Below are 16504 nucleotides of genomic sequence, written 5' to 3' on the forward strand. Positions count from 1 at the left end.
AAATCTTTATATATTGCAAATAACGCTGCGAAAATTCGCAGCGTTATTTTTATTTCTCTTTATTTACTTTATCACGTATTTTTTTATTCTTATTCCGTTCATAAATCACCTCTACAATCTTACCTCCAATCCACGAAAAAGGGAAAAAAGTAAGAAAAATAGATATTTTATAAAACGTAGGATGATAAGGAAAAATAATGACATCCAACATCGCGATGAATAGCATTATAAAGCCAATAAGAATCGCATATGCCACTTTAGCATACTTAACGATAATGGCCGTTGCAATTCCTCCAACCGTAGTTCCTAATCCTGAAATAAACAATAAAAAGCCAAAAAAAGCTTCATCATTCTTCATACTTTCAAGAAACCTTTGCCAATGCTCAAATGGTGCAAAGGCATCAAAAGTTACCCATTGCGGAAAAGCTCTTATTCCGAGAGTGATGATAAGTCCAGTAATTCCCAAACCTACTAAAACCGCAAATGTATTTCTTAAAAAATTCATTAATCTTGATGTGCAATCATTGAAATTTCGATATCAACATTTTTAGGCAAGCAAGAAACCTGTACAGTTTCACGAGCCGGATAGCTTTCTACATCTAAATATGAGGCATAAATATCATTCATTACAGCAAAATCATCCATGTTTTTAAGAAAGATAGTAGCCTTTACCACATTTTTAAAAGTCATTCCTGCCTCTGTAAGAATTGCCTCTAAATTCTTCATTACCTGATGCGTTTCTTTTTCAATTCCTTCAACTAATTTACCCGTTACAGGATCTACAGGAATCTGGCCGGAAATATATAAAACACCATTCGCCATATTGGCTTGCGAATAGGGACCGATTGCTGCAGGAGCATTAACTGTATTGATTATATTTTTCATTAAAGTTTATTTTGAATGCAAATATAAAATTTATATTCTCAAATTTCAATCCTATATTTTAGAAAGGAGCACTTGCTTGTGGAAAGCTTCTATCTTTATATTTTAATGCATCACTTAAGATATTTGCTTTAATCCCAATAAAGAAATCATATACTTTATACTGACCAAAAGGAACCCAATTAAAATTAATTGTAAAGCTTCGTTGATCCCTTGAAAAACCTATTCTTGTATAAGCCAATTGTTTAGTAATCATGTCATAATGTGTACTCCCGTTCACGTTCCAAAAGGGTGTCAGTTTTATACTTCCATCCAATCCTACAGAGGCAATTTTATTTCCAAATCTAGAACTGCTACTTCTTGTATATGCATAATTGGCATTAATATTTAAAGTCCACGCTTGATCAAAGTGAGCATAATTATCCTCGTCAAAATAATAATTCTCATTTCTTATCTCTCCTTTCGAAGAGTATTTTTTCGCATAATCTACTTTTTCGCCAAACGTTTCATTACTTAAAGGATAAGAAGCCTGCACATTAAATCCTTGAACACTAAAATGTCCAAATTGTTCTGTTCTAATTCCAACATCTTGTCCTGGTAAAAAAAGTATTTTATATGGATCTAACGATAAGCTTGTGTTCACCTTGAACTTATTATCAAAAAAAGAAGATTGTCCACTGAATGTAAAAATAGACCAAGGATGATCTTTAGCCGCAAAATTATAGTTTCCGGAAAAGGATAATGTTTCAAAAATTTTAATTTTCTTCACCCCTGTAGAATCATTTTTGGATTTCATCTTCATTTCAATATTGCTTCCAATATTAAAACCTAAAGACGCCGTCATTCCATTTGTTGGGACTCCTATGATTCCTCCATCAAATATAGAATAAGGTGTAAGTGCTCCATTAGCATCATTATAATTTCTATAATATCCAAATTTAGGATTACCAAAATCTGGAGAATAAGAAAAGTTGACACTTGGTGTCATCACATGTCTTATTGCTTCTATTTTAGAGCCTTTTTTAAATTTCAACATTCCATAAAGTATCGTTTGGATACTTGTAGATGTGGTAAATGTAGAATACCCAGCTATATTTTTTACTGTTTCATTTTTAACTACATTTTCTATAGGATCATAAAACTTATTGAGCGTTTTTGTCGTCAAAGCGTTATCAATATTAGCACTTAAACTGAAATTGAAATATTTTGCAAAAGTTGTAGTGGTACCTAGGGTAATATTATTTTTAATTCCCGTTTGCAATTTATCCCACATCGCTTTTTTGAAAAACTCTCCTTGATTGGTCTGTACAAAATTAGTGATATTAAGCCCCGTGTTTACTGTAATATTTTCTAGTAACCCCTGCCTTACCCCTGTTTTGGATTTCAATAAATAAAATTGATTAATGGCCACATTCATTTGGGGCAAACGTAAATCCGTACTTCCAGTGGCAAAATTTTGTGCATATGAAGCCGTAGCAGTAATCGTGGCAGGTAGTTTTAAAAACCTTTTGGTAAGTGTAAGTGTAGAGTTCTGCTGAGTTCTCAATACACTTTGATCCATAATATAGCTATTATTCAGGGTATTATTATAAAATTTCGTACTACTTGCATCTACAGATGCACTAAAAGTTAGGAACGGATTAGCTTTGGTGTCTTGAGTATGTCTCCATGCGATCCTATATGTACTTTCCTTTCTATAGTCATCTAATCCTTTAATACCTCTTACAATGGTTCCTATATCGGCAGAAAAATTACCAGAATAGCGATATTTTTTCTGATAATTCATCTCTGGTCTTAAATTCCAACTTCCTTTGGTATAAATATCCGACAGTATTTTAAGGTCAAAATGTTCTCCTATGGGTTGATAATATCCCAAACCATTAAGAAAGAAGCCCACATCCTGTCTTTCCCCAAAACTTGGTATTAAAATTCCCGCCGCTCTCTTATCTGAAAATGGTAAAATAGCAAATGGCATGATTAACGGTGTAGGCACCTGTTCAATATACATCTGTATTGGACCCGTAATAATCTGAGACTTAGTTTTAGTCTTTATTAGTTTTATATTAGAAGCGAGCATATGGTAATCTGCGGCTGTATCTTTTTTCTTAATAAAATAATCATCCGTAGTATAGAGAGCATGCTTCATTGCAAAAACAGAGTCATTATATTTTTTAGTTTTATTAGCAATAATAACCCCTTCACTTTCTTCTGTTCTCGCATTATAAGCAATAGCTTGTTTGGTCTTTGTGTTATAGCTAAATTGATCCGTTTCATACTTTTTTCCAGCTTGAGTTGTAAGCACGGGTTCAATTATCTTTCCTAAAGAATCTTGCTTTCCTCTGGCATATACTAGATTTTTTTGCTCATCTATTGAGATATAATCTGCATCAATTTGCATATCTTGATATTTTACTTGAGCATTTTTATTCAAGTATACCATTTTTTTAGGAAAATCTCTTCTGATATTATCAGCTTTAGTCTGTAGAATATCTTCTAAAGACTCTTTTTTTATTACAACAGTATCCTGCTTGGGAATCGTATCCTTCACCCCATTTTTAGACATTTTTTCTGGCATTTCCTGTGCTAAAAAATTGTTAAAAATTAGGATAATTAAAAATTGTAATATATTTTTGAAGACGGTTTTGTCCAATTTTTGTATATATTTATTGTATATAATTTAGGCTCAAAATTAATATAATTTTTAAAACTGCATGATGTACAAACAAAATTTTAAAATAATTTTATCATTTTCCCTCATATTCCTCTGTCATCTTATTTTTTCACAAAAGAAGTTTACTATCGTTTTAGATGCTGGGCATGGAGGTAGTGATCATGGTGCCAACCGCACATATGCTGATATTGGAAGAGTGGCAGAAAAAGATGTTACCCTTGCTATTACTCTCAAAGTGGGGGCTATGCTTGAAAAAAGTAAAGATTTTAAAGTAATATATACTCGCAAAATTGATGAATACCCTTCACTATCGGATCGAACCAATTTAGCTAATAGAAGTAAGGCTGATCTTTTTGTGTCCATCCACTGTAACTCTTCTCAAAGGCCAACCGCTTATGGAACTGAAACTTATGTCCAGGGGCCTAATCAAAATGACGAAAACTTAGAAGTAGCAAAAAGAGAAAATGATGTGATTTTTCTGGACGAAAAAGATAAACAAACGTTTGGATCTTATAATCCCAATTCACCGGAATCTTTAATTGCATTGAAGCTACAACAAAGTAAATATCTCGAATCCAGTCTTCTCTTGGGAGGCTTGGTAGAGGATAATTTTGTAAATAAAGACAATCGATTCTCGAGAGGTGTTTTCCAAAAAAACTTACACGTTCTTCGAATGAATGCGATGCCATCCGTTCTTATAGAAACCGGATTTATCAATCATCCTGAAGAAAGTCATTATTTAGCTTCAGATAAAGGGCAGAGTGAAATTGCAGAAAGTATCTATAGTGCTATTATAGATTATAAAAAAGCTATTGATAGAAAGTCCGGAGGAATTGTTACTACCACAAAACCTCAAGAACCGGAAAAACTGGCAGAAGTATCTTTAAAAAATGACTTTAGAATACTATTGATGAGCTCTCCTACAAAATACAATGATGGAGACCCTGCTTTAAAAGGATTAAATTACATACTTCCTATTAAAGAAAATGGTCAATATAAATATTATTACGGGGTTACAAATTTGGCTTCTGTAAGAGACATTAATATAAAAACAGCAAAAGATGCAGGCTTCCGAAATGCATATGCTGTAGGGTTTATGCCTAATCAAAAAATAAGTTCAGGCTATTATACTCTCGAATTATATACAGGAGAAAAATTGAATGGTAACTCCTACATTCTCCAGGCTTTAAAAGGAGTGGATAGAGATAAAGAAAGCGGTGTATTTTACTACACTTATGGAAAAGTTTACACATTAGAGGATGCCGTAAAGCTTCAAAAAGAAGTAGAATCCAAGGGAATTAAAAATACAATAATTCAAAAAATTTATAAATAACTCTAAAAATAATTTTGAAGTTAAAAAGTTAATGTTTACTTTTGCAACCTCAAAATTAGGCCTATTCGTCTAGTGGTTAGGACTCAAGATTTTCATTCTTGCAACAGGGGTTCGATTCCCCTATAGGCTACAAAATTTTATATCATGCTGGATTTAAAAATACAAGAAGCGAAATTGCTTTTTAAGAAAATCCACTCTTACCCAAAAAGTTATGATTTAAAAATCAATGAGGATGGAATAATCACAGGCAGAGATGATAAAATAAGTTTCAGACTTTACAGGAACGGAGAAAGGGTAGCCTTTGAAGTAACTATTGATGGAATTACTTTCACCAATACTACGGGAGAATGGAACAACGCGATGATCATGCTAGGGAGCACGATCAGGAAATTAGAAAAAGAAGAAGAAAATATAAAAATAGATCAAGCAATGAATAAACTTAGAAAATATTTATCTGACGAAAATTAAATTTTTTCAAAATAAATTTGGCAGATAAAAAAAAAGTTTATACTTTTGCACTCACATTTGAACGATATGGCAAATCATAAATCAGCACTAAAGAGAATTAGACAAAACGAAGCAAGAAGACTTCGTAATAGATACTACCACAAGACTGCTAGATCAGCTATGAAGATTCTGAGAAATGAAGAAGATAAAGCTGCTGCTACAGAACAATTGCCAAAGGTAATCTCTTTGTTGGATAAATTAGCTAAGAAAAATATTATCCATAAAAACAAAGCGGCTAACTTAAAAAGCAAATTAACTAAGCACGTTAACAAACTAGCTTAATAAGTATAGTAGGCCCGTTCGTCTATCGGTTAGGACCTCAGATTTTCATTCTGGTAAGAGGGGTTCGATTCCCCTACGGGCTACAAAACTAAGAGTTGATAAACTTATAAAAACAAAACTAACACACTTTAATTAGTGGAAGATAGAGGGCCCGTTCGTCTATCGGTTAGGACCTCAGATTTTCATTCTGGTAAGAGGGGTTCGATTCCCCTACGGGCTACAAAACTTCAAGGTTTAGTCTCTGATTCTAAAGAATCAGAGATTTTTTGTTTTATCTGAGATTTTTCATTATTTACCGAATCTTTATGGATAAGCGATCTACATTCTTTAAACAGTTTTCTATATATTTTATTAAAAGCTAAATAAGAATATTACATATCCTAATTAATCTTATTTTAAAACTTACTAAATCAATAAGAAAAAAACATCTCCATCTCAGCTATTATTAATTCTATTAGATTTCTAAAACAGATGCAATAGTATTTTATACTGAGGGATTTTATAATATCTTTCAGGTGTAATATCATCAATCTGTGATCTTGTTTGCATTTCATAGCTATTGTAACTAACCTATTAAGTTTGAACCCTTCTATGTACTTCACTTTGATGGTGCATAATTAATTCTTTTGAGATATCTGCTCCTTCTAAGACGTTTATAAACTAAGCTAGAATACTTCCACATATTTCAAGCCGGAAAACGGTAGGCATATTCTGAATTTATCTAAAACTTGCTATACAAAAACACAATAAAGAAAAACTTGTAATTCTTTTATTATGGTTCTGCAATTTGAAATATTTTCTCCATAAAGTGATAATTTCAATTGAGGGAAATCTCCTTCAATACAAATTTTCCAACCGGCAAATATTATCGTATTATTTTATTTTTAAATTCTCACTCTACTATTCTATGCCTGCGTAATCTCTTATCATTTTATGACATTCATCATTTTTTTCGATTTTGTAATGATTGTTTTATGTGAGATGTAAATTATTGTTGTTATTTTGCAAACCAATGATAGAAAAAACTACAATAAAATTATTCAGAATTGATATTTAATTTGACAGTATAGTCAACTTTAAAAAAGCTGAAAAAGAGGAAATACTACAGAATTTAGACTTATATCTTAAATTATCAATGAAATAAATAAACACTCCATATTATTTCATTACCAAAATTAAAACATAAGATTCGAAACTCATACAAATAATTTCCAACACTCAATTTTTGACTCATATGGTAAAAATTGAGTTGGTCATAATTTCTCAATCATTATCCACCCATTTATGGGACTTCAATACGATTAAAGTATTGTTCAATAAAATAATTTATCATTTTATTGAAAACTCCAGTTATTAATACAATGATAAACAAGAGAAATAATTTATTTTTTTTAAAATTTATTTAATCTAAATAAAAAATAACAATTTAAACAACGTTTATGAAAAAAAACACTATTCTTTTAGCGATTGCCATGTTTGTAAGCTCCGTAATCGGATCAACAACTTACGCTCAAATACAAGCACCTGCTACACTACCCTATTATCAAACATTTTCAATGGGGAACGATTTTACATTCGTGAATGGGAGACAAGTAAATAAATGGTCGGAGGATATTAAAACAGGTACTAATGATCGTTTTATTCATGTTATTCCAGACAATCTTTCTACTAATCAACCTACTATGCAAGGAAATATTGTCCATGCTTATAGAGAATTTTCTATTCCTGCTAGGATAACCAATGCTACTCTAAAATTTGATTATAAGGCACCCGGAAAAACATTTAAAGTAGATGGGCATACATTAGGAAGCTTACTAAAGGTATGGTTAGTTCCTACCAATTACGGACATAATTTTGTAGCAGGAGTTCCCATTTATGGTGCACCCAACGCTAATGCAGTATTAGTGGCCATACTTACAGAAAAGGACAACTGGACAACATATATCAATAATACATTAAATTTAAGTAATTATGCAGGCTCAAAAGTTCGTCTATTATTCGAATGGACAAATATGAATTCAGCACAAGGTCCTTTTGGTGCAATAGATAACATTTACCTATCTACTAGCCAACAAATGAATAAATTAGCTAGTCCTTCTACTCAATTAGATATTCAAATCTACCCGAATCCTGTTACTGAAATATTATACGTAAAGAATCTTAATAAAAAAGTAAGCTACAGCATATATAGAATTTCTAATGGGGAAGCTGTAGTAAATAATCAAATAAATGAAACCGGAGCTAATTTTATTAATGTAAGCATGATACAACCTGGTTATTATACCATCGAATTTAAAGATGAAAAAGGCCAAGTATTAGATGTAAAGAAGTTTATTAAAAAATAACACTATTTTCTCTAAAATAACTTATATAGCCCCGGTTTTTATACTGGGGCTATTATATTATATACAGAATATATTACCCATCACAATATCCTAATAGTACTACTACTATAGCATTTGTAATAATATATTGAATATCAATAAAATCAATATGTTACACTTTTATTTCGTATAATTTCTTTGTAATATTATACATTAAAAATACATTTTATGAAAATTTCATCTATTCTTTTTAGTATATCCATACTAATAGGCTCACAATCTCTTGCACAGAAGCCTTTAAAAGTACCTGAGAAAACGTTACCTATTCCTACAACAGTTAGCCCTCAGATGCAAAAGTTAATTGGGGCTCCTTACAGAACAGATTGGGATGTTTTACCACAAACAGGCGAACAATGGAAAGTCATAGCGGATTCAGATGCAAAAGCTGCGCAAAAAACATTACCTGAACTCGCAAAATTAATGAAAGTAAAAGTAGAACCTATCATAATCGAAGGAGTTCGTGCCTACATGATTACACCGGAAACGATTGCTCCCCACAATAATAATCGTATACTTATTAATATGCATGGCGGTTGCTATGTATTAAATGCTAGGGAAGCAGGATTACCTGAAGCAGTTATGCTTGCAGGTTTTGGAGGATATAAGGTAGTAGCTGTTGATTATAGAATGCCTCCTGAAGCATTTTATCCTGGAGCTCTTGATGATGGAATGAAAGTTTGGAAAGCTCTTTTAAAAACCAACAAACCGGAAAATATTGGAATCTTTGGTACTTCAGCAGGGGGAGCATTAACACTTGCAATGGTATTAAAGGCAAAATCAGAAAATATACCGATGCCGGGAGCTATTGCATCAGGAACCCCCATGTCGGACGTTACAAAAACCGGAGATACTTTCTATACGAATGAACTAGTGGATAATATACTGGTTTCCAGAGATGGTTTTTGTGATGCGGGGACTAAAGTGTATGCCAATGGGCATAGCCTGGAAGATCCTCTACTTTCCCCAGTCTATGGTGACTTAACGGGATTTCCACCAACCATTTTAACAAGTGGTACTCGTGATCTATTGCTTTCCAATACAGTACGTGTACATCGAAAACTAAGACAGGCGAAAGTGGAAACAGCATTACATGTCTATGAAGGGCAATCACATGCTCATTATTTATTTGATGTAAATGCTCCTGAAACCAAAGAAGTATTCACAGAGATAGCTGATTTTCTTGATAAATATATGGGGCAGTAATCCATAGAATTTCCAAAGCCTATTTTTAATAAAAACTATAATTTTATAATATAGGCTTTGGATATATATTCATTCATTTAAAATGAAATAGAATTCTAAATTCCAACATTTAGAAAAATACTAAATCTTGATCTCGCAACAATATCTCCTCCAGCTAAACGAGAATAAGTAGGAAGCATCAATTCACTTCCCAAACTCAAATTTTTATAAGAGGCTTCAAAGCCTAATTTACCATATAAAGCACTTCCTGAAGTGTTAGGAAGCATCTCCTTAAATTGTTTATTTCCATCATACACTTCGCCTTGAAAACCTAGTTTTCCCGAAAATACCATGGAATCATTTCCCACTATCTGATAAAACCCTGTTGCAGAATAATTCCATTGATTTCCGAAACGATAGTATTTTTTATTTTCAGTTTTAATAGTATAATCCGTATTCAATAATACAGCAATTTTATCCTTCTGGAATTTATAATTTAGAACCATCTGATAATCCCAACTTCCAGTCCCTAATTGAAAACTTGGATTAACACCAGAAATTCCTTTTTCATTAAATTTCCCTAAAGGAATCTTTACTCCAAGCCCTCCGTTTAATTGATGAATACTTTCTTTAGAATTTATGAACTGATAAATTCCCATTAGATTAGCATCTCCAATTCCATTAATTTTAACATCTCCCTGCATCGTTTTCTTTTCATGAAAATGAAAAGGTAAGCTACCATATAGACTTATTTTCTTTGTTATGGGAATTCTACTCCAAAGTTGAATAGTATTGAAATATTGATCTTGTGTAAGATCTTTTACAAATAGGTTTTCTTTTGCTTTATAATGCTGAGCAAAATACTTAATTCCAACAAATTGAGGATTTAATAAGGATTCAAATCCAGATGCCCCATTGCCCGCAGCACAACCGCAAGTATCACAATCTTCAACAATTATTTGATGATGATTGTCGGGTATGTAAATACTGTCTATTGATGTTTTAGCCTGATAAATATTAAATACAATCAGGCTTATTATTATTGTTATTTTTTTCTTCATATTTTTAAATTACTCCGAGAACTTCGGATTAGTAATAAAACTCTTATCGGATAATGTTTTCAAAAAGGCAATAATAAATTGCTTTTCTTGAGTATTCATATTGATCCCTACATGCCCATTCTTTTTCAATTCTACATCAAGATTAGGATTATCTTCAACATTATCAGAATAGAAATTGAGGACTGCTTCTAATGTATAGAAGCGTCCATCATGCATATAAGGAGCTGTATATTCAATATTTCTCAAACTAGGAACCCGAAATTTCATCCAATCATTTTGATCCAGAGTCACACGATAACGTCCTGCATCTTTAAACTGGGTATTATAATACATTCCAGTATTTCGGAAACTTTCATCCGTAAATAATTCCCCACTATGACAAGAAGCACATTTCTGATTAAACAAGTTCATTCCTTGAGTCTCTTCCACCGTCAAGTTTTCAAGACCTTGCTTAAATCGATCATACTTTGCATCCGCTGAAATCATAGTAGCCATAAATTGACATAAAGCTTTTAGTATTTTTTCCCCGGTAATACTTTCATCTCCATAGGCTGCTTTAAAAAGCTTTTTATATTTAAAATCCGAATTTAATTTTGAAATAATTTCAGGCATTGAACTATCCATCTCATTTTCTTCAGTAATAGGAATAATGGGCTGATCGTTCAAATTATGAATTACTCCGTCCCATGTATATTTTTTTAGAAATGCCATATTCTGAATAGGGGGTGCATTGCGAATTCCAACTCTATCATCAACTCCATGACTAACATTATGCCCATGATGAGTAAAGGCATTTTCCTGAATATGACAGAAACCACATGAAATTGTATTGTTTCTAGACAATCTTCCCTCATAGAATAATTTTCTTCCTAATTCTATCCCATTTTTCGTAATTGGATTTCCTGACGCATCAAAAGTAAGTTCAGGAAAATAGGATGGAAAGTGAAGATTAAGAGCCTCGTCTTTTTCTAATGGCTGTATAATTTCTTCGGAACATGAAATACATGTTAAAAAAGAAACAAAAACCAATCCGATGACAAAAAAAGACTTATTCATTATGAACATGATCTACTTTAAACATGTTGGCAAGATTATTCGTTACGTTTACCAAATGTTGCCCTGATCCCATCATCATATCATTTGTACCCGTCAAAGTAATGGGCGTATTACCACTTAAAAACTGATTCAAATCAGCTAGAATATGGATGGAAGGTCTCATTTGACCTATTACTCTTGCTGTAGTCGGAAGATTCAAAATTATTTCTCGATATAGATCCGGTGTATTATTAGCCGTTACATTCCCCATGTTTCCAGTATGATTCTTAAACTCTGTACTTGGAGAGCCTGTTCCATATTTCCCTTCCAGTTTAGCAAAAACATATCCTGCAGCCCATCCCCATGTCATTCCTTTTTGTTTGGCCTTATTCCAGAATATGGATTGTCCATCCTGTCCCAAAATATAGGCATTTTGATTAATTCCTAATCCAAATTTCACTTTAGTATAATTTCCTTGTGGAATACCATCAAGATTAAGATAAATAACACCTGCAATTGCATCAGCCTGATCAATAATAAAAGCTCCTTTATCAGGGTTATTTTCATTGAATTTGAATTCATTTCCAGAGGCATCAATCAAGCTTATATTACTAATTATATATTGTAAAGTTGAAAATTTATGTTTTTGTCCTTGTAAAGAGGTCTGTACCGTTTGGTTCAAAACAACTCCTCCAAGATTATTAAACCCATTTTCAAATTTAAGCTGAATAGAACCAGAAACTCCCTCCTGTACCTCACCTGAAATAGCATCATGTTGACATGATGCAAAAGTAATTGCAATAAATACTATAAAAAATAATGATAAAAATCTATATATTTTCATTGTTGATTTTAAGTTAAGATTTGAAATAAAAGAAACTTGAATGATACTACATCCATTTTTTGTAAACCACAAAAGCACAAAAAGATTCTTAGCACTTTAGAATATTAAAGTGAATAACAAGATCATAACAAAGGAGTATTTAAAATAAATATCCTTTTATATTCTAAAATCTCTGATAAAAACTTTCGCTACTTTTGTGGTTGATAACAAGATTAAAAATAATTTACTAATTCAAAACCGGCGGTTTGAAAATGTATTTTAAAAAGATATAGGAATAATATACATTATAAATATCATGAATAATAAGAAATTGCATTTTATCTTCATTTTCAATTCCTGCAATTTCCGAAGTAATATAACTATCTAATACTTTCTGGCCAGTGATTTTTATTTTATGTATTGGTAATGAAGAATCTACCTCATTAATTTTAGCCAGTTCTTTTTTGAGATAACATTTTCCGTTACAATGAAGTTCAGGTCTTTCTTTATTCACACACAAAACCTCCTTAATATACTTATAATTTACCCCATACTCCACCATTGGTATCAGAGGCCTGAACACCAAATAGAAAACAAGAAGAATGTTGCAAATTAATTTCATAATTATTTCTTACTTAAAAGATATCCTGTAAAAACATATTTAAAATTGTAAATATAGTTATGGGATGTTGTATTTGACATTTTCAGAAACTCGCGCCCTTTAAAAATTATTTTAATAACTTTTGAATATCTTTAATCAGAGCTTCTCTATCAGGATGATACTTTCCGGTAAGTTTTGGAATTTTTCCTTCAGCATCTTCATAATTAAGACCCGAATAATATAGAATTGGCATATTCGCCCTATTATATCGACAACGAATATTTCCTTTTTCATCAACAAGTGCGATCATTCCACTATGGTTAAGGCTTTCTCCTTCTTCTTTTTCATCTCCCACATAAATATTAAATTGATCTGCAAGATTTCCAATATAGGCCCTATTTCCAGTTAAAAAATGCCAGTTTGGAGATTTAACTCCTATCCTGCTAGCGTGTTCCTTTAATAAAGCAGGAGTATCATTTTCCGGATCAATACTTATCGAAATAATTCCAAAGTTAGGATTATTAATTTCATCTTCAATCGCCCTCATATTGGTATTCATAACCGGACAAATAGTAGGGCATTTGCTAAAGAAAAACTCAACTAAATATACTTTTCCGAGCATATCCTTATTCGTTACTTTCTTATTATTTTGATCGGTTAGTTCAAAACTTGGAACCTTCATCACCGTATAAAGGCTGCTCTTAAAGTACTCCATTCCAACACCAATAGCTAAAAAAAGTAATGCAATAACAATAATAGGAATGATTACTTCTTTTTTAGCTTTATTATTAAGCTTTTTATTTTTGGGCATATTTTCCAGGATTTTTCTTAAACTCATCTTTACAGTAAGAGCTGCAAAAACCATATATATTATTTTTATACACTGCAGTATCTGTTGTATATTCGGTCGTTTTCATATGACAAATTGGGTCTTCGATATTGACGACTACTACGTTTTTTATATTTGATTTAGAAGAAGTCATATTGCTTTTATGCTTTACTTTAGGACTTTCCTGAATGCATGACATCAATGATAAAGACAAAAATAGTATAGGGAAAAGATTATATTTCATTTTGGATTTTAATTGAAATAATAAGGAAATAAAAATGATATAAATTAATATCAGACAAGACTCATTTTTAGGATTAATTAAACAAATAATAATATATTATTTATATTTTCTTGGAAAAAATATAGTAACGCAAGACACTATTGCCTCGTAAACTAAATAAAAGCCTAATTTAAATTCATTTTAGATCAAAGGGGGATGAAATATTCGAGAAAAATATTCCATGGAATATAAATGAACATTGACTCTAATGTTATTTTCTTCTAAAATATTCCGTGGTATGGTATTGGTAAAATAAAGAATATTTTTGGATAAAAAAACATCCAAACCCAATAGCTTAATCGTAGATTGAGAACTATCGGACTGTTTTTCTGTCTTTGCTAGTTCTTTTTCAAGATAGCATTTACCATTACATGTAGATTGGGGAATATTCTTTTTTTCACAGAGATTTTTTACTATATAATCGTAATTAAATACATAATTAAGTAATGGCAAAACAGGGCGTATTGCAATCGTAAATATAATAAATATGAAAATAAAAAATCTCAACAATCAATTTTATGCAACAAATATACTACTCAAAATTGTTTTATACCCCATTCATGAGGAAAGTCATTGTTCTTTTTTTAATTTGTATAAAAACAAAAACACATATAAATTATTCAAAGAAAATTTTATCTAAAATACGGTATAATTATTTAATTTTTTATCCCAACAAAGCATCTTCTGGGTCAATAAAACTTCATTCTTTGAATTCTCATCGCATTTAAAATAGCTAGTAATGCCACACCTACATCTGCAAATACCGCTTCCCACATCGTCGCTAACCCACCTGCACCAAGAATTAAAACAACCGCCTTTATCACAAACGCCAAAAGAATATTTTGCCAAACTATTTTTTTTGTTTGCTTTCCTATATTAATTGCCATGGGAATTTTACTAGGTTTATCATCCTGAATAACAACATCTGCGGTTTCAATCGTTGCATCACTACCGAGGCCTCCCATAGCAATTCCAACATCACTTAAAGCAATAACCGGAGCATCATTTACTCCATCACCAATAAAGGCAACGCTTTGATTTTTAGCTTTAATTTCTTTCAACTTATTGACCTTATCTTCAGGAAGTAAATCTCCATAAGCATTTTCCACACCTAATGTTTCTGCAACATATTCTACAACAGAAGTCTTATCTCCACTAAGCATGGTTGTTTTCACTTGTAGATCATGTAATTTTTTGATGGCCAATTGAGAATCTGATTTAATGGTATCCGCAATAGTAAGATATCCAACAAATTTATGATCATAAGCTATGGCTATCACTGTATATACTATGTTTTCGGGTCTTATATCATAGTCTATACTAAATCTATCCAACAATTTAAAATTTCCTACTAATAATTCTTTTCCTTTAACCACTGCTTTCAATCCTTGCCCTGCAAATTCTTCTACATTGTCCAACTCCACTTCATGATCAATTTCCCCTACATAATTATGTATTGCAGTGGCAACAGGATGTGAACTTTTACTTTCTAATACATTAATAAGGTTTAGAATTTCGTTTTTATCAAAATCCGGCTTAAAATCAACTTCCTGAACATTGAAAACTCCTTCCGTCATAGTACCTGTTTTATCCATCACCACATTTTGAACATTGGCCAGTATATCTAAAAAATTACTCCCCTTAAATAATATCCCATTTCGACTCCCCGCTCCAATCCCTCCAAAATAGCCTAGGGGAATTGAAATTACTAAAGCACAAGGGCAAGAAATAACTAAAAAAACCAAAGCTCGATATAACCAATCCTTAAACTGATAATCTGAGATAAAAAAGTAAGGAACAAAGGTTATTCCAATAGCCAGAAACACCACAATTGGAGTATATATTTTGGCGAATTTTCTAATAAATAATTCTGTCGGAGCTTTTTGAGCAGTTGCGTCTTGTATCAATTCCAAGATTTTACTAAGCTTACTATCTTTATAAGCTGCTGTTACTCTAACTTGGCTCACCTTATTCAAATTGATCATTCCTGCCAAAACAACATCTCCTTGAGTTTTCGTATCCGGTTTGCTTTCTCCTGTGAGGGCAGCTGTATTAAAAGAAGCATTTTCAGAAATAAGTTCTCCATCTAATCCAAGTTTTTCACCAGATTTCAGCTGAATTATTTCTCCTATGCTTACTGTTTTAGCATTTACAGTTTGGGGCTTTCCTTCTTTTAAAATGGTGACCTCATCAGGGCGTTGATCTAATAATAACTTGATATTACTCTTAGCTCTTGTCACTGCCATCCCTTGAAAAACTTCCCCTATAGAATAGAATAACATGACCGCAACCCCTTCCGGATATTGCCCTATAGCAAAAGCTCCCACTGTAGCAATTCCCATCAAGAAAAACTCTGAAAAAACATCTCCATGCAGAATACTTTCATACGCTTCTTTCAATACAGGAATACCTACGGGTAGATAGGCTATTAAATACCATGCTATCCGAGCCCAATCCGAAAACCAATTCATAGTAATATAGTTATCTAAAATAATCCCAATGAATAGTAATATAAAAGAAATAAGAGCAGGAAAAAACATCTGAAAAGTCGATTTTTCTTCAGTATCATGATGATGCTCGTGATTATCATGATTATGTTTTGGTTTTGAACTACAGCATTCTTCCATAATT

16 protein-coding genes and 3 tRNA genes are annotated in these 16504 nt (G+C 31.9%); 8 read left to right on the plus strand and 11 right to left on the minus strand.

Features of this window, described 5'->3' with window-relative positions:
* Positions 1–49: 49 nt before the first annotated feature.
* From CHRY9293_RS03155 to CHRY9293_RS03165, 3 genes are read right to left on the minus strand one after another with little or no spacing between them, the layout of a single operon-like run.
* On the minus strand, positions 50–505 hold the full coding sequence (locus tag CHRY9293_RS03155; RefSeq protein ID WP_162031551.1) for a hypothetical protein: 456 nt from the start codon (positions 503–505) through the stop codon (positions 50–52).
* Positions 505–885: a RidA family protein gene (locus CHRY9293_RS03160; RefSeq protein ID WP_122545894.1), complete on the minus strand. Its 381-nt coding sequence runs from the start codon at positions 883–885 to the stop codon at positions 505–507. Before CHRY9293_RS03160 ends, CHRY9293_RS03155 begins: the two co-directional genes overlap by 1 nt.
* 58 nt (positions 886–943) lie before the next feature.
* Positions 944–3532 carry a putative LPS assembly protein LptD gene (locus CHRY9293_RS03165; RefSeq protein WP_162031552.1) on the minus strand — a complete coding sequence of 863 codons (2589 nt, stop codon included), beginning with the start codon at positions 3530–3532 and terminating at the stop codon, positions 944–946.
* A 64-nt stretch (positions 3533–3596) separates the two neighbouring features.
* On the opposite strand from CHRY9293_RS03165, the gene CHRY9293_RS03170 reads away from it, so the two are divergent.
* The 8 genes from CHRY9293_RS03170 to CHRY9293_RS03205 all read left to right on the plus strand — a co-directional run bounded on the left by CHRY9293_RS03170 (position 3597) and on the right by CHRY9293_RS03205 (position 9262).
* Entirely contained in the window at positions 3597–4886 is a 1290-nt protein-coding gene (locus CHRY9293_RS03170) for an N-acetylmuramoyl-L-alanine amidase family protein (RefSeq protein ID WP_122545892.1), read from the plus strand.
* A 58-nt stretch (positions 4887–4944) separates the two neighbouring features.
* A tRNA-Glu gene (locus tag CHRY9293_RS03175) sits at positions 4945–5016 on the plus strand.
* A gap of 14 nt (positions 5017–5030) precedes the next feature.
* Complete coding sequence (locus CHRY9293_RS03180; RefSeq protein WP_122545891.1) at positions 5031–5354, plus strand: hypothetical protein; 324 nt, start codon at positions 5031–5033, stop codon at positions 5352–5354.
* Between the two features lie 66 nt (positions 5355–5420).
* Positions 5421–5675: a 30S ribosomal protein S20 gene (gene rpsT / locus CHRY9293_RS03185; protein ID WP_122634919.1), complete on the plus strand. Its 255-nt coding sequence runs from the start codon at positions 5421–5423 to the stop codon at positions 5673–5675.
* An 11-nt stretch (positions 5676–5686) separates the two neighbouring features.
* Positions 5687–5758: transfer RNA gene (locus CHRY9293_RS03190), tRNA-Glu, on the plus strand.
* A 65-nt stretch (positions 5759–5823) separates the two neighbouring features.
* A tRNA-Glu gene (locus CHRY9293_RS03195) sits at positions 5824–5895 on the plus strand.
* A gap of 1219 nt (positions 5896–7114) precedes the next feature.
* On the plus strand, positions 7115–8020 hold the full coding sequence (locus CHRY9293_RS03200; RefSeq protein ID WP_162031553.1) for a T9SS type A sorting domain-containing protein: 906 nt from the start codon (positions 7115–7117) through the stop codon (positions 8018–8020).
* Positions 8021–8227: 207 nt separating this feature from the next.
* On the plus strand, positions 8228–9262 hold the full coding sequence (locus tag CHRY9293_RS03205; protein ID WP_162031554.1) for an alpha/beta hydrolase: 1035 nt from the start codon (positions 8228–8230) through the stop codon (positions 9260–9262).
* Positions 9263–9357: 95 nt separating this feature from the next.
* Here CHRY9293_RS03205 and CHRY9293_RS03210 read toward each other — a convergent pair whose 3' ends face one another.
* From CHRY9293_RS03210 to CHRY9293_RS03245, 8 genes are all read right to left on the minus strand, one after another.
* A complete protein-coding gene (locus CHRY9293_RS03210; protein WP_162031555.1) occupies positions 9358–10302 on the minus strand; it encodes a transporter in 945 nt (314 codons plus the stop codon).
* A 9-nt stretch (positions 10303–10311) separates the two neighbouring features.
* Entirely contained in the window at positions 10312–11358 is a 1047-nt protein-coding gene (locus CHRY9293_RS03215) for a cytochrome-c peroxidase (protein ID WP_162031556.1), read from the minus strand.
* Positions 11351–12181 carry an MbnP family protein gene (locus tag CHRY9293_RS03220; RefSeq protein ID WP_162031557.1) on the minus strand — a complete coding sequence of 277 codons (831 nt, stop codon included), beginning with the start codon at positions 12179–12181 and terminating at the stop codon, positions 11351–11353. Before CHRY9293_RS03220 ends, CHRY9293_RS03215 begins: the two co-directional genes overlap by 8 nt.
* A gap of 226 nt (positions 12182–12407) precedes the next feature.
* Complete coding sequence (locus CHRY9293_RS03225; protein ID WP_162031558.1) at positions 12408–12782, minus strand: hypothetical protein; 375 nt, start codon at positions 12780–12782, stop codon at positions 12408–12410.
* A gap of 106 nt (positions 12783–12888) precedes the next feature.
* The gene (locus CHRY9293_RS03230; protein ID WP_162031559.1) at positions 12889–13572 is read right to left on the minus strand and encodes an SCO family protein; all 684 of its coding nucleotides are present in this window, start codon (positions 13570–13572) and stop codon (positions 12889–12891) included.
* Positions 13559–13834 (minus strand): YHS domain-containing protein, encoded by a 276-nt coding sequence (locus CHRY9293_RS03235; protein ID WP_162031560.1) that lies wholly within the window; start codon positions 13832–13834, stop codon positions 13559–13561. Before CHRY9293_RS03235 ends, CHRY9293_RS03230 begins: the two co-directional genes overlap by 14 nt.
* Positions 13835–14014: 180 nt before the next feature.
* Positions 14015–14380, minus strand: a complete 366-nt coding sequence (locus tag CHRY9293_RS03240) for a hypothetical protein (protein ID WP_162031561.1) — start codon at positions 14378–14380, stop codon at positions 14015–14017.
* Positions 14381–14562: 182 nt separating this feature from the next.
* Positions 14563–16500, minus strand: a complete 1938-nt coding sequence (locus tag CHRY9293_RS03245; RefSeq protein WP_162031562.1) for a heavy metal translocating P-type ATPase — start codon at positions 16498–16500, stop codon at positions 14563–14565.
* Positions 16501–16504 lie beyond the last annotated feature (4 nt).

The sequence above is a fragment of the Chryseobacterium potabilaquae genome (assembly GCF_902728265.1).
Taxonomy (GTDB): domain Bacteria; phylum Bacteroidota; class Bacteroidia; order Flavobacteriales; family Weeksellaceae; genus Chryseobacterium; species Chryseobacterium potabilaquae.

Bases quoted from the DNA above. Each gene is read 5' to 3' on its own strand.
- CHRY9293_RS03210 (WP_162031555.1), bottom strand. From the start codon at position 10,302: ATGAAGAAAAAAATAACAATAATAATAAGCCTGATTGTATTTAATATT.
- CHRY9293_RS03235 (WP_162031560.1), bottom strand. From the start codon at position 13,834: ATGAAATATAATCTTTTCCCTATACTATTTTTGTCTTTATCATTGATG.
- CHRY9293_RS03220 (WP_162031557.1), bottom strand. From the start codon at position 12,181: ATGAAAATATATAGATTTTTATCATTATTTTTTATAGTATTTATTGCA.
- rpsT (WP_122634919.1), top strand. From the start codon at position 5,421: ATGGCAAATCATAAATCAGCACTAAAGAGAATTAGACAAAACGAAGCA.
- CHRY9293_RS03160 (WP_122545894.1), bottom strand. From the start codon at position 885: ATGAAAAATATAATCAATACAGTTAATGCTCCTGCAGCAATCGGTCCC.
- CHRY9293_RS03205 (WP_162031554.1), top strand. From the start codon at position 8,228: ATGAAAATTTCATCTATTCTTTTTAGTATATCCATACTAATAGGCTCA.
- CHRY9293_RS03215 (WP_162031556.1), bottom strand. From the start codon at position 11,358: ATGAATAAGTCTTTTTTTGTCATCGGATTGGTTTTTGTTTCTTTTTTA.
- CHRY9293_RS03230 (WP_162031559.1), bottom strand. From the start codon at position 13,572: ATGCCCAAAAATAAAAAGCTTAATAATAAAGCTAAAAAAGAAGTAATC.
- CHRY9293_RS03200 (WP_162031553.1), top strand. From the start codon at position 7,115: ATGAAAAAAAACACTATTCTTTTAGCGATTGCCATGTTTGTAAGCTCC.
- CHRY9293_RS03225 (WP_162031558.1), bottom strand. From the start codon at position 12,782: ATGAAATTAATTTGCAACATTCTTCTTGTTTTCTATTTGGTGTTCAGG.
- CHRY9293_RS03170 (WP_122545892.1), top strand. From the start codon at position 3,597: ATGTACAAACAAAATTTTAAAATAATTTTATCATTTTCCCTCATATTC.
- CHRY9293_RS03245 (WP_162031562.1), bottom strand. From the start codon at position 16,500: ATGGAAGAATGCTGTAGTTCAAAACCAAAACATAATCATGATAATCAC.
- CHRY9293_RS03180 (WP_122545891.1), top strand. From the start codon at position 5,031: ATGCTGGATTTAAAAATACAAGAAGCGAAATTGCTTTTTAAGAAAATC.
- CHRY9293_RS03155 (WP_162031551.1), bottom strand. From the start codon at position 505: ATGAATTTTTTAAGAAATACATTTGCGGTTTTAGTAGGTTTGGGAATT.